The sequence below is a fragment of the Pseudomonas sp. 28 E 9 genome (assembly GCF_900004785.1).
Lineage (GTDB): Bacteria > Pseudomonadota > Gammaproteobacteria > Pseudomonadales > Pseudomonadaceae > Aquipseudomonas > Aquipseudomonas orientalis_A.
In genome coordinates, this window is sequence record NZ_CVTK01000047.1 from 340,255 (window position 1) to 356,557 (window position 16,303).

Sequence of the window (16,303 nt, forward strand, 5' to 3'; positions counted from 1 at the left end):
TTTATCAGCATCTTAAGTATCTTTAAAGATTCGCCCCTCCTTTTCGTCTGCTGAATTATCTGCAGGAAACGTCGAATTAATGACGCGGATTTTATGGCAGCTTGTGTCCCTCGTTTCTGCTACATACGTAGGACAAATCGCTATGGCTAAATGAAATCTCGAACGCCGAGTTACGTTCAAGCAGTACGGAGCGCCCCGAACAGACCCAGGGCCTCCGTTGACGGTTTTCGATCAAGGATGAGATGGCTATGAGTCTGACCCCTAGTATTACCGACACCCAGAACCCACAGTTCTACGCCGAAATGGGCAAGCTCATTTCCAGCAGTGGCCAGGCCAATTTCGCCGCGAACATGCTGCACCTGGTGGACAAATGGATACCGGTTCATCTGGTGGACCTCAGCGAATGGAGCCTCGATGAGCTGCGCGACAGGGTGCTGAATATCAAGCTGCTGGGCAGTGCCGGGCTGAACGAAGACCTGCCCGCGCCCCAGACACTGCACGCGCTTGACGACCACCCGCTGCTGCGCCAGATGCTGCGCATGCAGGACCCGCTGCTGATCCAGATGAAAGCCAAGGCCGACAGCGCGCACCCGCGCGGCAGTTCGCACCAGTGCAACCTGGTCTCGCGCCAGGGCCATCGGCGCTGTGTGATTTCGTTCTACCGCCCGCCTGCCGAGCGCGGGTTTTCCCTGGCGCAGCTGTCGTTTCTCAAGTGCCTGTCCGAAACCTTGCTGCCGTTGATGGAGCGCCACGTGCAGATCCTGCGCCAGGCGCCGCACACCGAGGCAGAGCCTGGGCCCATCGGGCTGGAGCAGTCGCAATTGCAGCGTGAGTTCTACAAGCGCCTGGCGCTGAGCGACATCACCCTCTCGGCCCGCGAGCAGGAAGTTTGCCTGGGCCTGTTGACCGGCGGCACCGTGCCACAGATCGCGGAAAAACTCAGTGTGAAAAACAGCTCGATTGAAACCTACCTCAAGCGCGCCGCCGCCAAGCTCGGCGTAAGTGGCCGACACGGCCTGGCTAAATGGATGGTGGGCGCCTGATGCACAAATTGACCCTTGCCGCCGTTGGCGCAGCCTGGATGCTCGGCGGGTGTTCGCTGATCCCCGAGTATCAGCGCCCCGACGCGCCCGTGCCGACGCACTACCCCCAGGACGGGGTGTACCGCCAGGCGCAGGCCGGCACACTGCCCGCCACCGTGGACTGGCGCCAACTGTTCCACGACCCGGCGCTGGCGCCGTTGATCGACGCTGCATTGGCCAACAACCGCGACCTGCGGGTAGCCGCACTGAATGTGCAGGCCTTCCAGGCGCAGTACCGCATTCAGCGCGCCGACCTGTTCCCTGCGGTGTCCGCCACGGCCGCCGGCAAGCGTCAGAAATTGCCGGCGGGCGTGACCGGCACCGGCCAGTCGGCGATCACCGCCAACTACTCCGCCACCCTGGGCCTGAGTGCCTATGAACTCGACCTGTTCGGCCGCGTTCGCAGCCTCAGCGAACAGGCCATGCTGACTTACCTGGGTACCGAACAAGCGCGGCGCAGCGCACAGTTGAGCCTGGTGGCCAACGTCGCCAACGCCTACCTGACCTGGCGTGCCGACCAGGAGCTGCTGGCCCTGGCCGAGCAGACCCTGGCGGCCAACGATCGCAGCTGGCAACTGACCCGCCGCAGCAAAACCGCCGGCAAGGCCTCGGCGCTGGACGTGGTGCAGGCGCGCACGGCGGTGGAAAGTACCCGCGCCAGCGTGGCCCGCTACGGACGCCAGGTGGCCCAGGACCTCAACAACCTCACGCTGCTGGTCGGCGGCCCGGTGGACGCCAACCTGCCCGCACGCGCCCTGGCCGACGACCTGGTAGCCCAGGTGCCTGCGGGGCTGCCTTCAGACCTGCTGCAACGGCGCCCGGACATCCTCCAGGCCGAATACCAGTTGCAGGCGGCCAACGCCAATATCGGCGCGGCCAGGGCGGCGTTCTTTCCGTCGATCACCCTGACGGCCAACGCCGGCAGCACCAGCACGCAGCTCTCCGGTTTGTTCAAGGGCGGCGCGGGCACCTGGACGTTCCAGCCGCAAATCAATCTACCGATCTTCAACGCCGGCAGCCTGCGTGCCAGCCTTGATTACGCCAGGCTGCAGAAGGACATCACGGTGGCACAGTACGAAAAGTCCATCCAGACCGCCTTCCAGGAAGTCGCCGACGGCCTCGCCGCGCGCCAGACCTTCGACGACCAGCTGAACGCGCAGAGGGATTTCGTCGCCGCCAACCAGCACTACTATGACCTGGCCCAGCACCGCTACCGCAGCGGCGTCGACAGCAACCTGACCTTTCTCGATGCGCAGCGCGCGTTGTTCAATTCACAGCAGGCGCTGATTGTCGATCGCCTGGCGCAACTGGTGGCGCAGGTGAACCTGTACACCGCGCTCGGCGGCGCGTGGGATCAGCCCCCAAGCCTTGCAACTGCACGCTAGGGCCGCTTCAGACCGGCAGTTTGGGTATCACGGCCACGGGCGGCGTGTGCGGTGCGTTGTCGTTGTTCATCCAGGTTCTAAGCGTTGTCACTAGCGTGCCCAGCAATTTCAACAGCTCGGCCATTTCCAGGTCGCTGCGGTTGGATTTTAAAACCTGGCCAATCACATGATGGGCCGGCACCTGGCCAAAGCGCTCGAATTGATCAAGGGTTTTACCCGCCAGTGGAGAAGTTGCACCGTCAGCTGTGTTGAGCGTGACCATTGTGTATAGCCTCATTTAACGAAAGGATCGAAATCGCAGTGCGATCAAGGATGCATGACTTGCCCACCGTCACCGTCGGGCATTGAGTTCAACAAGCACTCATGCGTGGCCAGCCGGTAGGAAAGGTTCCTGATGCCAACGTGGGCGTGCGGTAACAACATCCTTCTACTTCAGCCGATTTCTATCGGAAAACTCCGCAAGCACGTACTGTCGTTCAGTTAAGGCTTTTGTAGGAGCGAGGGGGGCGCCTAGCTCTTGCTCGCGAAAAACCACAGGCGCCGCGTTCAATCAGGAAACACGCGTTATCGTTGACGTTTTTCGCGAGCAAGCTCGCTCCTACAGAGGGCGATGTACGCTTAACTGAACAGCGTGCTCCGCCGCCAAGGGTATTCAGCAAGCGGGAGACGCATCACGCTTGTCGGACCGCTCTTACGCAACTTTCGGGTTGCGTCCGATGAACCCCGCCGCTAACCTTCGCGGGTCGCTGCAAAATCAGCGAACGGGTGTGGTAGCCCAGTTCTTTCATAGACCCCAAAACGCTCGCGGGCGTTTTTTTGTGCGGGCTGCTTTGTGGCGGCTGTGCATGGGAGGCTTCGGCCTGCCGGGTTTCTATGACCGGTCTACCACCCCGTGTACAGTCGCCTCCTTACTTCGTGTGGTAGCGAAATGGAGGTGCTCATTCATAGGAGCCTCACCATGAAAAAAGTCACGCCCAACCCCCCGCCATCCCCCTCGGATGACAACCTGCAATTCCCCCCCGATGTCATCTTCTCCATCCGCCCCGGCCTCAGCACTGAAGCCGCCTTGAGCAATGCCAGCGAAATGCTGGAGTCAGCGACTGTCTGCGCATATAACTGCGCCGAACACGTGGACGGCGCCAGTCGCAAGCATGTATTGGCCGTGGTGCAGATGATCGAAATAGCGAAACTGCTGGTGGACGATGCGCTGAACCGGGAATGCTCGGTCGCCTGATCCGGAACGTGGGAGCTGCCGAGCTTCAGCGAGGCTGTGACAGCTCCCACATCGGATCTGCGACCGCGCCTGGCTACCCGATTCCCATCGCCAGGCTATAGGGTGAAAACCCCGCGAACTGCCAACGCAATGCCAAGGCCGCCGGACGCCGGATCACCTGTTCCACGGTCACCGTCCACAACCGCTGCGCCCCCTCGAACTTGGCCACCTGCGGCCCGCTGAGGATCAGCGAGGTACGCCCCGCCACGTGCAGCACATCCCCCGACTCGAAATCGATGAACAACAACCCCGCCACCGGATTGGCTTGCAGGTTGCCCAGTGTGTTGAAGAACAGGTTGCCGGCAAAATCGGGGATGGTCAGCACGTTGCCCTGCACCCGCACAAACCCAGTGTTCCCGCCCCGATGAGAAACGTCCACCGAACGCTCGCCGTGCAGGTCGACATAGCTGGCGACGAAGAAGGTGTCGGCATTGCGGATCATGTGCTGATCGGCGCCATCCAGGCTGTCGCTGCGCTCGGCCACGTTGGCGGGTTTGCGCGCAATCGTGTCGACCGGGCGCAGCTGGATATATTTGGGGCAGTTGCCGAAGCTGTGCACCACGTCGACCGCGAAGCCTTCGTGATCCACTGCGCCAATACGGCCGTTCATGCGATTGCGCCGGCGGGTGTTCAGGTCGATGCCAAGCACGCCGACGGCTGCGCCCGCCGTGATTCCCGCGCGTGCCGGATCGCTGTTGGAGGGCAGGCTGTCGATCTGCAACCGGTAAGGGTCAGGTGAATGCGCGAACCCGGGCGCGCCTTCGAGCATCGTCGCCCACGGGGTGCCCTGTTCATCCACCGCGCCCAGCACCAGGTACGGCAGCAAGGGATAGAAATCACGATGTTGCTCGGGCAGATGATCGCGTATCACCTTCGGGCCGATCACGGCCATGCGCTCGGCCGCGCCGGCACTGGCTTGCAGTTGCCGTTCGCCGGCATGCCAGGGGGATTGCTCGATTGAGTTCATGACGGCCACCTCTCGTTGGATAGCTGGATGCTGCGCCTAGGCTTACGCCGAGAGAATGACCACCCCAGGCAATCCACTATTACGCCAGCTGAAATGCCGGGTGGCCGCGCAATGCCGTTACACACTCATCGACAAAACTGCGCACGCGCATCGATGCATGGCGACCTTCGCGGTACACCACCTGCACCGGCACTGCAGGCAGCTCAAAGCCTGGCAATACCCGACGCAGCCGGCCACTTGCCAGGTGCTCGTGCACCGGATAGTTCAAGCACCGCACCAGCCCCGCACCCTGCACGGCCGCATTGATCGCACCTTGCACCGTGGCGCAGCGCAGGCGTGCACGGGCCTTGAGCTGAGAGTGCGCGAAGTCCCACTGCACCGGGTCGGCATCGGCGATCAGATGGTGCTGCCTGAGTGCGTCGGGGTGCAGCGGTTCGCCGTGGGCGGCCAGGTAGCCGGGACTGGCGCAGAGCACATGCCGCACATGCCCCACCGGTCGCGCGATCAAGGATGAATTGGGCAACTCGCCCACCAGCACCGCCACGTCCAGCCCTTCCTCGTGCAGGTTCGGGTAGTAGTCGTGGTAGTGGGCGACCAGGCGCACCAGCGGGTAACGCTGCATGTACGCGGCCAGTACCGGCGCCATCACATAGCGGCTGAACAGCAACGGCATGAATACGCGCAGATTGCCCTGGGCCTGGCTATGCAACCCCTTGGCCGACGCTTCGGCCACCTCCACCGCCGCGAGCAAGCGCACGCAGTCCGCCATGTAGGCAGTGCCGGCGTCGGTGAGGCTGACCCCACGGGTACTGCGCTGCAACAACCTCACCCGCAAACGCGCTTCCAGACGCGCAAGCGCGCGCACCAGGGTCGGGCCCGAGACCTGCGCCAAGCGCGCCGCCGCCGCCAGGCTCGGTTGCCCGGCCAGCGCCGCGAACAACTGCATATCGCGATAGCGCTCCATCAGCCGCGCGGCTTTTTCATCGGTTTCAGGGCCATGTCATGCCCCAGGCGCTCGGCCAGGAAATCGACGAATGTGCTGACCTTGGCCGGCACTCGCCCGTTGTTCTGGAACACCACTCGGATCGGCAGCGCGGCCGGCTCGAAATCCTGCAGGACAATCTCCAGCTCACCCGCCGCCACCGCTGCCGCGACCTGATAGGACAGCACCCGGGTCATGCCCCACCCCAACCGCGCCAGGGCGACTGCGGCATTGTTTGCAGTGACCGCCAGGCGCGGTTCGATCGGCACCGTCAGCGGCAGGCCGTCGTCGACGAAGGCCCATTCATGCACGCGCTGGCTGGCGGATGAGGCGACGATCTTCGCTTCGCGCAACTGTTCGGGCCGTTGGGGTCGCCCATGCCGCGCCAGGTAAGCGGGCGACGCGCACACGACCCGGCGCACTTCGCCCACTTCGATCGCCTGCTGCCCCGGCTCGGGCAGATGACCGATGCGCACGGCCACGTCGACACCTTCATCATTCATATTGACGACGCGGTCGACCAGCAGGGCATTGATGTTCACCTGGGGAAAACGGTCGAGATACTCCCCCAGCGCCGGCGCCACGAACAGCTCGCCGAACAGCACCGGGGCGGTCACGTTCAGTTGCCCGCAGGGGATCGAATAACTGCCCGCCGCCGCTTCCTCGGCCTCGCTCAGCTCGGCCAGGATACGCCGGCAGTCTTCCAGGTAACGCTGGCCGGCTTCGGTCAGGTGCAGGCTGCGGGTGGTGCGCGCCAGCAACTGGGTGCCGATGCGCTGTTCCATGGCGGCAATCGCCCGGGTCACGCTGGGCGGCGAGGTGTTCAGACGCCGCGCCGCAGCGGCAAAGCCTGCCTCTTCGGCCACCGCGACGAACACCTGCATTTCATGAAAACGGTCCATCGACACCCCTTGAGTATTACGCTGATTGCAGCCCCACCACCGTGCGCGGCATAGCGACGAAACCCGGCAATGCTTCAAGGCTGGCGAGCCAGGCGCGCACCTGAGCATAGTCGGCCAGCGACACGTTGCCTTCCGGCGCATGGGCCACGTAGGTGTAGAAGGCGATATCGGCAACGCTCGGCAGGTCACCGGCCAGAAAGCGGCTCTCGCCCAATTGCTGCTCCACCACGTTCAACAGGGCGTGCGCGTGGTTGATTGCAACGGCCGTGTCCACCTGGGCGCCAAACACCGTAGCCAGGCGCGCCGTGGCAGGCCCGGCATACAATTGACCGGCCGCTGCCGAGAGCCAACGCTGCACACGTGCCTGCCCGACCGGATCAGCGGGCAGCCACTGGCCGTTGCCATAGGTGTTGGCGAGGTACATCAGGATCGCGTTGGAGTCGGCCAGCACCGTGCCGCCGTCGTCAATCACCGGCACCTGGCCGAAGCGGTTGAGGGAGGCGAGGAATTCGGGTGTTTTGTGGGCGCCCTGCTTGAGGTCCACCAGGATAAATTCCATGGGCAGGCCCAGCAGGGACAGCATCAGTTCGACCCGGTGGGAGTGGCCGGACAGGGGGAAACCGTACAGTTTGATCGCAGGCATGACGAACTCCAGGGCGTGGTCGACCGAGTATTCGTGTCGATGGCTGCAATGTTCTTATGTGCCAACCGTCAATGGAATGGCCAGATTTCACAATCCAGCATTTCATAAAATGAAACAGTAACGCACTCCCCACTCTATGCCGCTACCTGGCAGCCAGATAAGCGCCCTGCAACTCAAGTGTGCGAATGCTGCGGTAATCCGCCTCGATCACTGCCGGGTCGGGGTGTACCAGATACACCGTGCCGGGTTGGCTGAACACATCCTGAGTCACGCCTATGCGCTGGCCGTTCTCAACGTAAAACACGGCCTCGAAGAACGACTCAAGTTTGAGCAGTTCCCTCAAAAATACGTCCTTTTCGAAATAGCCTTCCGAGCGGTTGATCAAGCAGACATTGTAGGTATGTTGCAGACGCTGGTAACCCGCCTCACCCGCTGAACGCTGCTCAAATGCCGCAGGTTGCATAAGGGATAGAACCACAGCATCAATCTGACCCAGGCCAGTGGTCAGCTTTGAAACCCCGGGTCGAAGAATACCGTCAGTGCGAGCAGCGATTTCCACCAGTTTCGGACCGTCCTCGGTGAGCATGACCTCTGCATGGCTGGGACCGTTTCGAATGCCCAGGCACCGCACCACGGCTCGCGTGTAGTCGACAAGAATTGAATAAACGGGCGTGTCAGGCCCAATCAGTTCGTCAATATCGTAGAGAATGCCGCCGCTCGCCGTTCGCTGTTTTCGGTAACGTACGACCTCGGTGACAAGCTGTCGGCCGTTGAGTGAGACCATATTGACCACATACTCCCTCCCCGCCAGGTACTCCTGAATCAGCACCTGCGTGTTCGGAATATTCAACTTGTTGGTCGTCCCCAGCAAACGCTCGACAGCAGCTTTGCAGGCGTACATATCTTCACAGATGAACACACCATCGGCGCCTGCGCTTTCAAGCGGCTTGATGACCACAGGGAAGCGTCCATGCTCATCGATCCAGTGTTGAACAGGCTCCCAGCCGTCAGCAACGAACTGCCGCGCCGCAGGCAGTTGCGCCTGGGTTATGCACTGAATCATTTCGTACTTGTTTCGACGTGCATTGGTTTTATCGAAGCGATTGCGATAAGGCAGTTGCAATTGTTCGTTCAACCGGTCAGCCAGCAACACACCCGTTTCTGCACCTGCAAGAATGAACTGCGGTTTGAAACGCTGGAGTTGCGCCAAGGTCATTTCAACGTCACGATTGACGATCATCCGCTCATAGAGCGCACAGTCAAAACCCTTGTAATAGTAGCTGTCCAACGTATCGGATGAGGCCACATGCACCAGTACACAACCTTCATCTTTTAATTGCTTGGCCAGGAATTTCCCGGATGAAAACCCATCGACCATCACCACTCTCATAACGCCTCCCTTTTCAAGGCATGCAGCGATCTACCCAGCAGCAGCAAAACAATCACAATCACCGCGGCGACGCTGGCGACGGAGAATTCAACCCTCGCATCCAAGTACTGGAGCAACAGGACGAATACAGGAAGCGTCAGCAATACCAGCGAAACGTGAATAGGCGTGAGGTAATAGATAGTTTTCTGGATCAGGTAAATGGGCAGCAAATGCCCTAACACCACCAGCACCACCAAAGGCGGAACCCACTCCCGATCGAGTATGAAACTGCCTCCCGTGGCAGGAATTGCAACGGCACAAACACCAACCATCGCGATGTTTCTGATACCCAGAATTTCGTATACGGTCCATTGACGAGCGAACATCTCCTTGGAAAAAACCGTGTACATGACCGTGCCCAATGCGCACGCCAACACGCTGGCGATACCCAGCGCCCGCTGGCCATCGGTGGTAGTCACGACGCCGCTGTCCCCCACAAAGGAATTGAACAACATGACCGCCACCGAGACGAGCACGAGCCATGAAACCAGCGCGTCCGCAAGAGCGACCTTGACGCCACGTTTGTTGAACAACGAAATAATCAACGTCAGCGCCGGGCCACAGGCTACCGACGCTACGCCGACTACCGCAGGTTCCAGATAGCGCAGTGCGTAGAACAATCCGCCCCAATTGAGCAGTACCGCCAGATTGACGATAACGATTAATCGCCATTGAGCGCTTAGTTTCGAAAACAGCGAGCGCCTATTTCGATAGAGCGCCCAGGCACCAAAAAAACAGGCCGACGTCATGAAACAATAGAAGACAACGTTCAGCGTACTGATCGACTGTGTGATCAACGCAACGTAAACGTCGAACGCTGCGCTAATCAAGCAAAATACCAAGCCGATGATTATTCCTGTCCGCTGCATTAACATTTAGCCACCCACGTGCTGTCGATTGTCCTCATTCAATATCTTTCATACTCAAGCCTCTGCACCGTTCGCGGTAGTCCTAGACGCTAGCAAATCATTTGCAAAAATAATAGCTAGCAAAACGGATAGGTAGCAACAGCCGAAACGCCAACTTATCAATCCAGGAAATATACGTAGGAACTTTCCTTCAACACTCACTGGAACTACGTAGCAGTTAAATAACTAACACATAAAAACAAGAACTTTCCTACAAGCCTTTAACTTACAGGAGCAATTTCAGCCAATTCAGGTGAGTTCGTCCAAAACGCGCGATTTTCTGCCCGTGCGCTGGCGGATGAGGTGCCTCTGTGACGGCAATGGCGCGGCAGGCACAGGAAGGCTGGATAAAAAAATTCAAACTATCGCCCCTCCCATCGTTCACACCTTCACGTGCAACGCAATGTAGGAGGCAACATGCAATACCGACAACTGGGCCATTCCGGCCTGCTGGTCTCGGAAATCATCCTGGGCACCGTGCCGTTTGGCGGTCGTGCCGAGTTCGAGAAATGCGGCGCGGTGGACGTGCCCCAGGCCAGGCGCATGTTCGATATCGCGTTCGACGCCGGGGTGAATATGATCGACACCGCCGACCTGTACTCCCATGGCCTGGCCGAGGAAGTGGTCGGCAAAGCCCTGGGCGACAAGCGCAACGACATCTTGCTGGCGACCAAGGGCCGCAGCCCGGTGGACGAGAACCCGAACAATTCCGGCTCGTCGCGCTACCACCTGATTCGCGCCTGTGAAGCCAGTTTGAAGCGCCTGGGCACCGACCATATCGACTTGTACCAACTGCACAACTGGGACGGTCTGACGCCCATCGAAGAAACCCTTGAGGCGCTGCGCCTGTTGGTGGGCTCGGGCAAGATCCGCTACTTCGGCACCAGCAATTTCACCGCCTGGCAAATGATGAAGGCCTTGGGCAAGGCCGAGTTGCACGGCATGCTCAAGCCGATCACCCAGCAGATCTACTACACCCCCGAATCCCGCGAGGCCGAGTACGAGCTGCTGCCTATGGCGCTGGACCAGAATATCGGCACGCTGGTGTGGGGACCGATGGGTGAAGGCCTGCTGACCGGCTCGACCCGACGCGGGCATAAGCCACCGGCCAATACCCGCCAGGGCAGCGGCTGGCCGGAACCCTACGTGCATGACCAGGAACGGGCGCTGGATATCATCGAAACCCTGGCCGCCGTAGGCGACGAGCACGGTGTGTCGGTGGCGCGTACCTGCCTGGCGTGGCTCAAGGATCGCCCGGGGATCACCTCGCTGATTGTCGGCGCCCGCACCGAAGAGCATCTGCGCGACAACCTTGCGGCGACCGAGTTGAAACTGACCGAGGAACAATCCTCACGCATCGAGGCCGTGACGCGTCGTCAGCCGCTGTACCCGTACTGGCATCGCTTTACCGCCGGGATCGATCGCTTCGATCCGGCGGAACAGCCGTTCCTTGCCGAGCATCAAAAAACCATGGATGCGCGCAAGGACAAATAGCCCCTGCACGCAACAGATCAACAGGTGGGAGAGGCGTGCGCCCTCTCACCTTTGGTAAGGAAAATCGCTTTGATCGCGCAACTCATGATCGCCGCCCTCGGCGTCGTCGCTATCTGGTTCAGCCAAAGCAAACGCCTCAAGGTGCGCCGCTACGCCTGCCTGTTCGGCATGGCCGGGCAGCCGTTCTGGTTCTGGTCGTCGATCAATGCCGAGCAATGGGGCATTGTGCTGCTGAGCTGTTTCTACACGGTGGCCTGGGCCAAGGGCATCAAGACTCACTGGATTGATCGCAGGCCCGAAGAACCGGTCTGAGTTTGCAATCGGCCGCCACACTGCCTATATTTCCCGCCTGGCGCTCTCTACGCCACCTTCCGCGGAAAGGGCTGCGCCCAAGACATCACAGCTCGACCTCGTTTCTACGACTCCCAACCTTAAAGCGGAAAAGGTTTGTACAAGGAGCTCGTATGCCACAACGCCCTGTTGCTTCCACTACCAACGGCCGCCTCAACCTTGAGCAGCAGCGCAAGCGCGCCAAGGAACTGTTGCCGCACCTCAAGCGCGAGGACCCCAACGCTACCTTGTCCCAGGCCCAATGGCAGATAGCCAGAGGATTGGGCTTCAGCAGTTGGCCCAAGCTCAAGGCCCATGTCGACGCCCTGGACTTCGCCGCACGCCACCCCGACTTTATCGCCAGCGACGAAGCCCGCACCACCCATTGGCGCTGTGGCAACGACATCGCTCACAGCCTGCAGGTGGCGGGGTTCAGAGGGCAATTCCAGATGCTCACCGACCCGTTATGCATGGGGCCGGTGCGCGACCTGCCCGGCGATGACTACCAACCCCTGCGTGGCGCGTTCATCAGCCACGCGTTCGGTTTGAATGAAACCGAGGTGGCGCGGCGACTGGCCGACGAATATGCCCGGCTTGAACACTTGGCAACGGCGCAGCACAGCGTGTTGTGGTGCGAAGCGGATGCCTATGACCAGCTGTTTCTAATACGTGCGCTGGCCGGGCTGGAGCGGCTACCGCCCAAACTTGAACTGATCGAAGTCGACCGTATTCCCGGTGTGGAGCGGTTTATCGGCATCGGCCAATTGGCGCCCGATGTACTCGCCTGGCTGTGGCCCCAGCGGCGCCTGGTGGATGAGGCAGCGATCCAACTGGCCAAACAGGCGTGGGGGGCGTATTGCGACCCCTCACCCGTGCGCTGGGCCGAACTGGCTCACGGCAAGCACTGTGCCCTGCCCTTGCTCGCGCCGGCGCTGCTGCGCCAACTGCAGGAATTACCCGGCACCCGGGATGGCTTGTCCCTGACCGAACGCCTGGCCCTGGGCTATATCGCCGAAGCCGGCCCGGTGCAATTTGGCCAGGTATTCGCCGAACTGATGGCCAGGCGCGAACCGCTGCCGTTCCTGGGCGACATGATGTTTCATGCGCTGTTGCGACCGTTGATCGATGGCGACCAGCCGCTGCTGGTGGAAACCGAGACGCATCTGGAGTGGCCGCGACGGGAATTGGCGCTGACGGCGCTCGGTCTTGAAGTGCTCGACGCAAACGCCTATTGGCCTGACCACAGTTCACATGCGCGCTGGGTAGGCGGGGTCCGTATTGAACCGGGTCGGGCTCATTGGACGGTAGACGGGGATGCTCAGCCTGTTTGGCGAAGCGCCAGGGAATAGGCTTGCTCGTCAGGGAAGCCTTCCATAATGAGCTCGATGATGGCTTCTCTGTATTCACTTACATTTAACGGCAAGCCGGCTTTATTCGCCTGATAGTAAGCCGCCATGCGTTCGCGAGCCTGCGGCTTCTTGACCTTTTTTCGAGGTTTCACGGCACTCTCGGTCACTTCGACGAAACCTGCAAAATCTGTGGTTGCAGTATTCCAATCGTATGAGAAGACCTGCTCGCGCACAGCCACGGGATCGAAGTGACGAGTAAAAAAGCTTCCACATTCTCCAGTGCCTTTACTGATCACCAGCGACGTCAGGTCCGGCAACTCACGCTCATCGGTGAACAGCCTGACCACATCCAGTCGTCGCCCCGTGGATACCGGAATAGCATTTTGAACCACTTCGCTGTCGGGGTGCTCATGCTTGGCTCGATCGACCAACTCCGTATAAGTCAGACAATGCTTATGCTTGGCCAAGTCAACGAGAATCGGGTAATAGACGGATGCCAATTGCACGTCGATGAGCGTGACGTTTTCGTAAAGACCTTGTTGTGTGTCCATGATGATCCTGAGAAGCGCATGGTTTCCTTAAGTGGGGTAACATCTCACGCTTTGCGAATTATGGCTAATAGCCACTTACCCTAATCAAGGATGATCCTGTGCCGTTAAAAACCGCCGCCGAGCTGTGGAATAGCTTGAACTCAGGGGGCCGGCTGGCACCCAAGAGCCATGACCGACAATTCGTCGCGGATTTGCGTGCGCAATTGCACATACCTGCGTCACAGGATGTGGGCGCATACCTGAAGCAGCATGACGTCGACATATCCACGTTCCTGATTGCCGTGCTCAATGCCCTGCAGCCGTTCAGCATGATGCTCACTGACATCTACGAGATGTTCACTGAAGGAGGCGTATCGCGCAGTAATGAGCAACTCCTGATTGAGTTCGATTTTAATGAGGGCGATAAACTCTCATTCGATGCAGATGCGTTTCGCCGCGCGCGTAATGCAATTGAAAACCTGCACAGTGTTGTTGCGCAACGTGCTTATAAGCCCGAGGACTTGATTGCAATCAGCAGAGGGCTTCAGACGGCTTTTGCAGAAACACTCGGAATCGAACGAGCCAGGGCGGCCATCGCAGCTCCCATCGCGAGTAATCAAGCCACAGCCTGGATAAACAACGTCGACTGGCCTTACCAGACACCCGCTCCGCTACCCACGGGGGCGATCACTGATCCCCTCAGCCAGGCACTCCTGCCTGTCGCAACGATGGTCGACGAGTTATGCCGCCGCACCGGTCGCTACACCAGCCAGGGCGATCTACGCAGCGCCCGCAGGGATGACGAGCCACAGATGTCAAAGCGTGCTCCGATCAGACAATGGAGTGAGTCCACACTGGCACACGCGCAAGACGATCACATCGCGCGTTTCCAACTCTTGCGCATGCTTTGGTATTACCAGCGTGTGCCCCAGTCGCACCGTGGCGTCCTGGCAGACAGAGTCGAAGCGCTGGTTAATGCTCACTCAGAGTTGGTCGCGGCTAAAGCGTCGTACCATGATCTTGAGGATTTACTCGACCTGCCCATCTGGAAGCATCGTTCACAGCTTTACTCCATATGGCTGGTTACCTTGATCAAACGCGAGGTGGAACAAGGCGGTGAACGCTTTCAGTTGGTGGGGGTTAACAACTGCCTGACATTCGCTTTCAGCCCTACCCATGTCGCCAACTTGCATGTCGGCAACGACGTTCTCGAGCTGATGGCGGAGTTGCGCGTCGCGGCGCAAGGTATTGCCCTGATGGGAACCGGCCGAAAAGAAAATATTCAACCGGACTATTCACTGCTGCAGCGCCGAGCCGATGGAAGCCATCGCATCATTTATGTGCTTGAAGCCAAACAATACGCCAGGGCCAATACACGAAACTTCAATCAAGCACTGCGTGATTACGCAAAACTCAATACAGAGGCGCTGGTAGCGCTCGCAAACTACGGGCCTGTGCCGACCAGCCAACCTCAAAAGCTCCTTGAGCTGTGCCGGCAGGCAGGCGACGTAAACGTCAGCGAACGATGCGAGGCATTCGCCTGCGTCACACCCACCAATGCGGATTCGGCCCGTCAGTTACGCAAGCATTTGCGGCGGGCAATTACCGACTATGCCTTGCCGTTACCAAAGCTGATCGTCGATGTGTCAAGTTCGATGGCAGATGTCCTGACGCCTCAGGCGTACCGTGATTGGCCAAGTACTGCGCAGAGCATCAGTAACTCAGGCATGGAATTGATACTTGCCGACTCTTATCAGACAACGGTACGTTCAGGAGAGCCTGTCCGCCAGGCAATGCTCAATTTGTTCGAAACCGCCGTGCACGGCCCGTTGCAGGGCATTTACGACATCACCCGAGCCGAGCGCGGAGCCCTGATGCTGTTCACAGACCAAAGCGGCTTCCATGAAGTGATCAATTATCGCGACGACCTCGCCGGCATTATCGTCCTGCAACCGAATGCTTCATTAGTCATACACATGAATAAAAACCAAGAAAGCCTGTTAAGGCGGGCAATACAAAAGCTGATTGCACACTGCTCTATCGGTGAGTCTTATTGATTCAGTTCCCGCCCACTTCCCATTGCGAAACGACGCCATGCGTAAGCTGATCTTCGCCACTGCCTGTCTCTTGGCTAATACCCTGACAGGCTGCCAGCACACCCCACCGGCCAACGACCAACTGGACGCCGTGCTCTGGACCCAGACCTCCATCGAGCACGAGCTGATCTACCGTCAGCTCTTCGCCAGCGCCACCCGTCAACTGGATGTCGCCCTGGCCGATCCCGGCTGGGACGCGCTGCCCTTTCCTGCGCGAGATCTGACCGGCCTGCCGCCGGCCGTGGTAGTGGATATCGACGAAACCCTGTTGGACAACGTGCCGCTCAATGCCCGCGACATTCTGAACAACCAGGTCTATTCCTATGACCGCTGGAACACCTGGGTCGACCAGGCCAAGGCCCAGGCGCTGCCCGGTTCGGTGGCGTTCCTGCAGGCGGCCCGGCAAAAAGGCATCAAGGTCTATTACCTCACCAACCGCGAACACAGCCAGGTTGCGGCCACGGCCAGAAACCTGCGCCTGCGCGGTTTTCCGATTGAGAGCGATGACCAGATCCTGGCGGCCAGCACGCCTACCGGCCACTGCGAAAGCGCCGGCTATGGCAAGAACTGTCGTCGCCAATGGGTGGCCAGCCATGCGCGGGTGCTGTTGATGGCCGGTGATTCCCTGGGCGATTTCGTGCAGGCCGAACACAACACGCTGGCGGCCCAGCGCAAGGCGGTCCAACCCTATGTGAACTGGCTGGGGCAGCGCTGGTTCCTGCTGCCCAACCCTTCCTATGGCAACTGGTACAGCGCGCCCTATGGGGATAACGAGAAGTTGCCGTTCGAGCAAAAGCGCAGGCTCAAGCAGCAGGCGTTGCAGCTGCAGGAGTAACGGCCACCGGGTACTGCTTGCCGTAGCCCACCACGGTGATGCGTTTGCTCACACGGGTGATCCTCATGTTTTGACTCCTAAGCCTATTCAAGCCCCTC

Annotated in this window: 16 protein-coding genes; 8 read left to right on the top strand and 8 right to left on the bottom strand. The window is 59.8% G+C overall.

From position 1 onward, the window contains the following. Positions 1-248 precede the first annotated feature (248 nt). Both BFQ00_RS15485 and BFQ00_RS15490 read left to right on the top strand, forming a co-directional pair. Entirely contained in the window at positions 249-1,043 is a 795-nt protein-coding gene (locus BFQ00_RS15485; protein ID WP_065934014.1) for a helix-turn-helix transcriptional regulator, read from the top strand. Further along, a complete protein-coding gene (locus tag BFQ00_RS15490) occupies positions 1,043-2,467 on the top strand; it encodes an efflux transporter outer membrane subunit (protein WP_065934015.1) in 1,425 nt (474 codons plus the stop codon). Before BFQ00_RS15485 ends, BFQ00_RS15490 begins: the two co-directional genes overlap by 1 nt. Positions 2,468-2,474: 7 nt before the next feature. Here the strand turns inward: BFQ00_RS15490 and BFQ00_RS15495 are convergent, their stop codons facing one another. Then, on the bottom strand, positions 2,475-2,729 hold the full coding sequence (locus BFQ00_RS15495) for a hypothetical protein (protein WP_065934016.1): 255 nt from the start codon (positions 2,727-2,729) through the stop codon (positions 2,475-2,477). A 696-nt stretch (positions 2,730-3,425) separates the two neighbouring features. Between BFQ00_RS15495 and BFQ00_RS15500 the strand changes: the two genes are divergently transcribed. Continuing rightward, complete coding sequence (locus tag BFQ00_RS15500; RefSeq protein WP_065934017.1) at positions 3,426-3,701, top strand: DUF6124 family protein; 276 nt, start codon at positions 3,426-3,428, stop codon at positions 3,699-3,701. A gap of 73 nt (positions 3,702-3,774) precedes the next feature. Here the strand turns inward: BFQ00_RS15500 and BFQ00_RS15505 are convergent, their stop codons facing one another. From BFQ00_RS15505 to BFQ00_RS15530, 6 genes are all read right to left on the bottom strand, one after another. Next, entirely contained in the window at positions 3,775-4,707 is a 933-nt protein-coding gene (locus BFQ00_RS15505; protein WP_065934018.1) for a pyridoxamine 5'-phosphate oxidase family protein, read from the bottom strand. Positions 4,708-4,786: 79 nt separating this feature from the next. Continuing rightward, positions 4,787-5,671, bottom strand: coding sequence for a LysR family transcriptional regulator (locus tag BFQ00_RS15510; protein ID WP_065934019.1), 885 nt, complete (start codon positions 5,669-5,671; stop codon positions 4,787-4,789). Further along, entirely contained in the window at positions 5,671-6,591 is a 921-nt protein-coding gene (locus BFQ00_RS15515; RefSeq protein WP_065934020.1) for a LysR family transcriptional regulator, read from the bottom strand. Before BFQ00_RS15515 ends, BFQ00_RS15510 begins: the two co-directional genes overlap by 1 nt. Positions 6,592-6,607: 16 nt before the next feature. Next, entirely contained in the window at positions 6,608-7,234 is a 627-nt protein-coding gene (locus tag BFQ00_RS15520; protein ID WP_065934021.1) for a glutathione S-transferase family protein, read from the bottom strand. Positions 7,235-7,376: 142 nt separating this feature from the next. Further along, positions 7,377-8,624 carry an ATP-grasp domain-containing protein gene (locus BFQ00_RS15525; protein ID WP_065934022.1) on the bottom strand — a complete coding sequence of 416 codons (1,248 nt, stop codon included), beginning with the start codon at positions 8,622-8,624 and terminating at the stop codon, positions 7,377-7,379. Continuing rightward, entirely contained in the window at positions 8,621-9,538 is a 918-nt protein-coding gene (locus tag BFQ00_RS15530; protein WP_256536531.1) for a DMT family transporter, read from the bottom strand. The genes BFQ00_RS15525 and BFQ00_RS15530 overlap by 4 nt, the downstream gene beginning before the upstream one ends. A gap of 450 nt (positions 9,539-9,988) precedes the next feature. Here BFQ00_RS15530 and BFQ00_RS15535 point away from each other — a divergent pair, with 450 nt between their 5' ends. The 3 genes from BFQ00_RS15535 to BFQ00_RS15545 all read left to right on the top strand — a co-directional run bounded on the left by BFQ00_RS15535 (position 9,989) and on the right by BFQ00_RS15545 (position 12,744). Then, complete coding sequence (locus BFQ00_RS15535; RefSeq protein ID WP_065892518.1) at positions 9,989-11,065, top strand: aldo/keto reductase; 1,077 nt, start codon at positions 9,989-9,991, stop codon at positions 11,063-11,065. A gap of 69 nt (positions 11,066-11,134) precedes the next feature. Continuing rightward, on the top strand, positions 11,135-11,377 hold the full coding sequence (locus BFQ00_RS15540; RefSeq protein ID WP_083203148.1) for a hypothetical protein: 243 nt from the start codon (positions 11,135-11,137) through the stop codon (positions 11,375-11,377). Between the two features lie 152 nt (positions 11,378-11,529). After that, positions 11,530-12,744 carry a DUF1835 domain-containing protein gene (locus BFQ00_RS15545; protein WP_065934023.1) on the top strand — a complete coding sequence of 405 codons (1,215 nt, stop codon included), beginning with the start codon at positions 11,530-11,532 and terminating at the stop codon, positions 12,742-12,744. On the opposite strand, the gene BFQ00_RS15550 is transcribed toward BFQ00_RS15545, so the two are convergent. After that, positions 12,714-13,295 (bottom strand): hypothetical protein, encoded by a 582-nt coding sequence (locus BFQ00_RS15550; RefSeq protein WP_065934024.1) that lies wholly within the window; start codon positions 13,293-13,295, stop codon positions 12,714-12,716. The two genes, BFQ00_RS15545 and BFQ00_RS15550, sit on opposite strands and share 31 nt — an antisense overlap. A gap of 98 nt (positions 13,296-13,393) precedes the next feature. On the opposite strand from BFQ00_RS15550, the gene BFQ00_RS15555 reads away from it, so the two are divergent. Both BFQ00_RS15555 and BFQ00_RS15560 read left to right on the top strand, forming a co-directional pair. After that, entirely contained in the window at positions 13,394-15,331 is a 1,938-nt protein-coding gene (locus BFQ00_RS15555) for a hypothetical protein (protein ID WP_065934025.1), read from the top strand. A 37-nt stretch (positions 15,332-15,368) separates the two neighbouring features. Then, the gene (locus BFQ00_RS15560) at positions 15,369-16,205 is read left to right on the top strand and encodes a 5'-nucleotidase, lipoprotein e(P4) family (RefSeq protein ID WP_065934026.1); all 837 of its coding nucleotides are present in this window, start codon (positions 15,369-15,371) and stop codon (positions 16,203-16,205) included. Positions 16,206-16,303 lie beyond the last annotated feature (98 nt).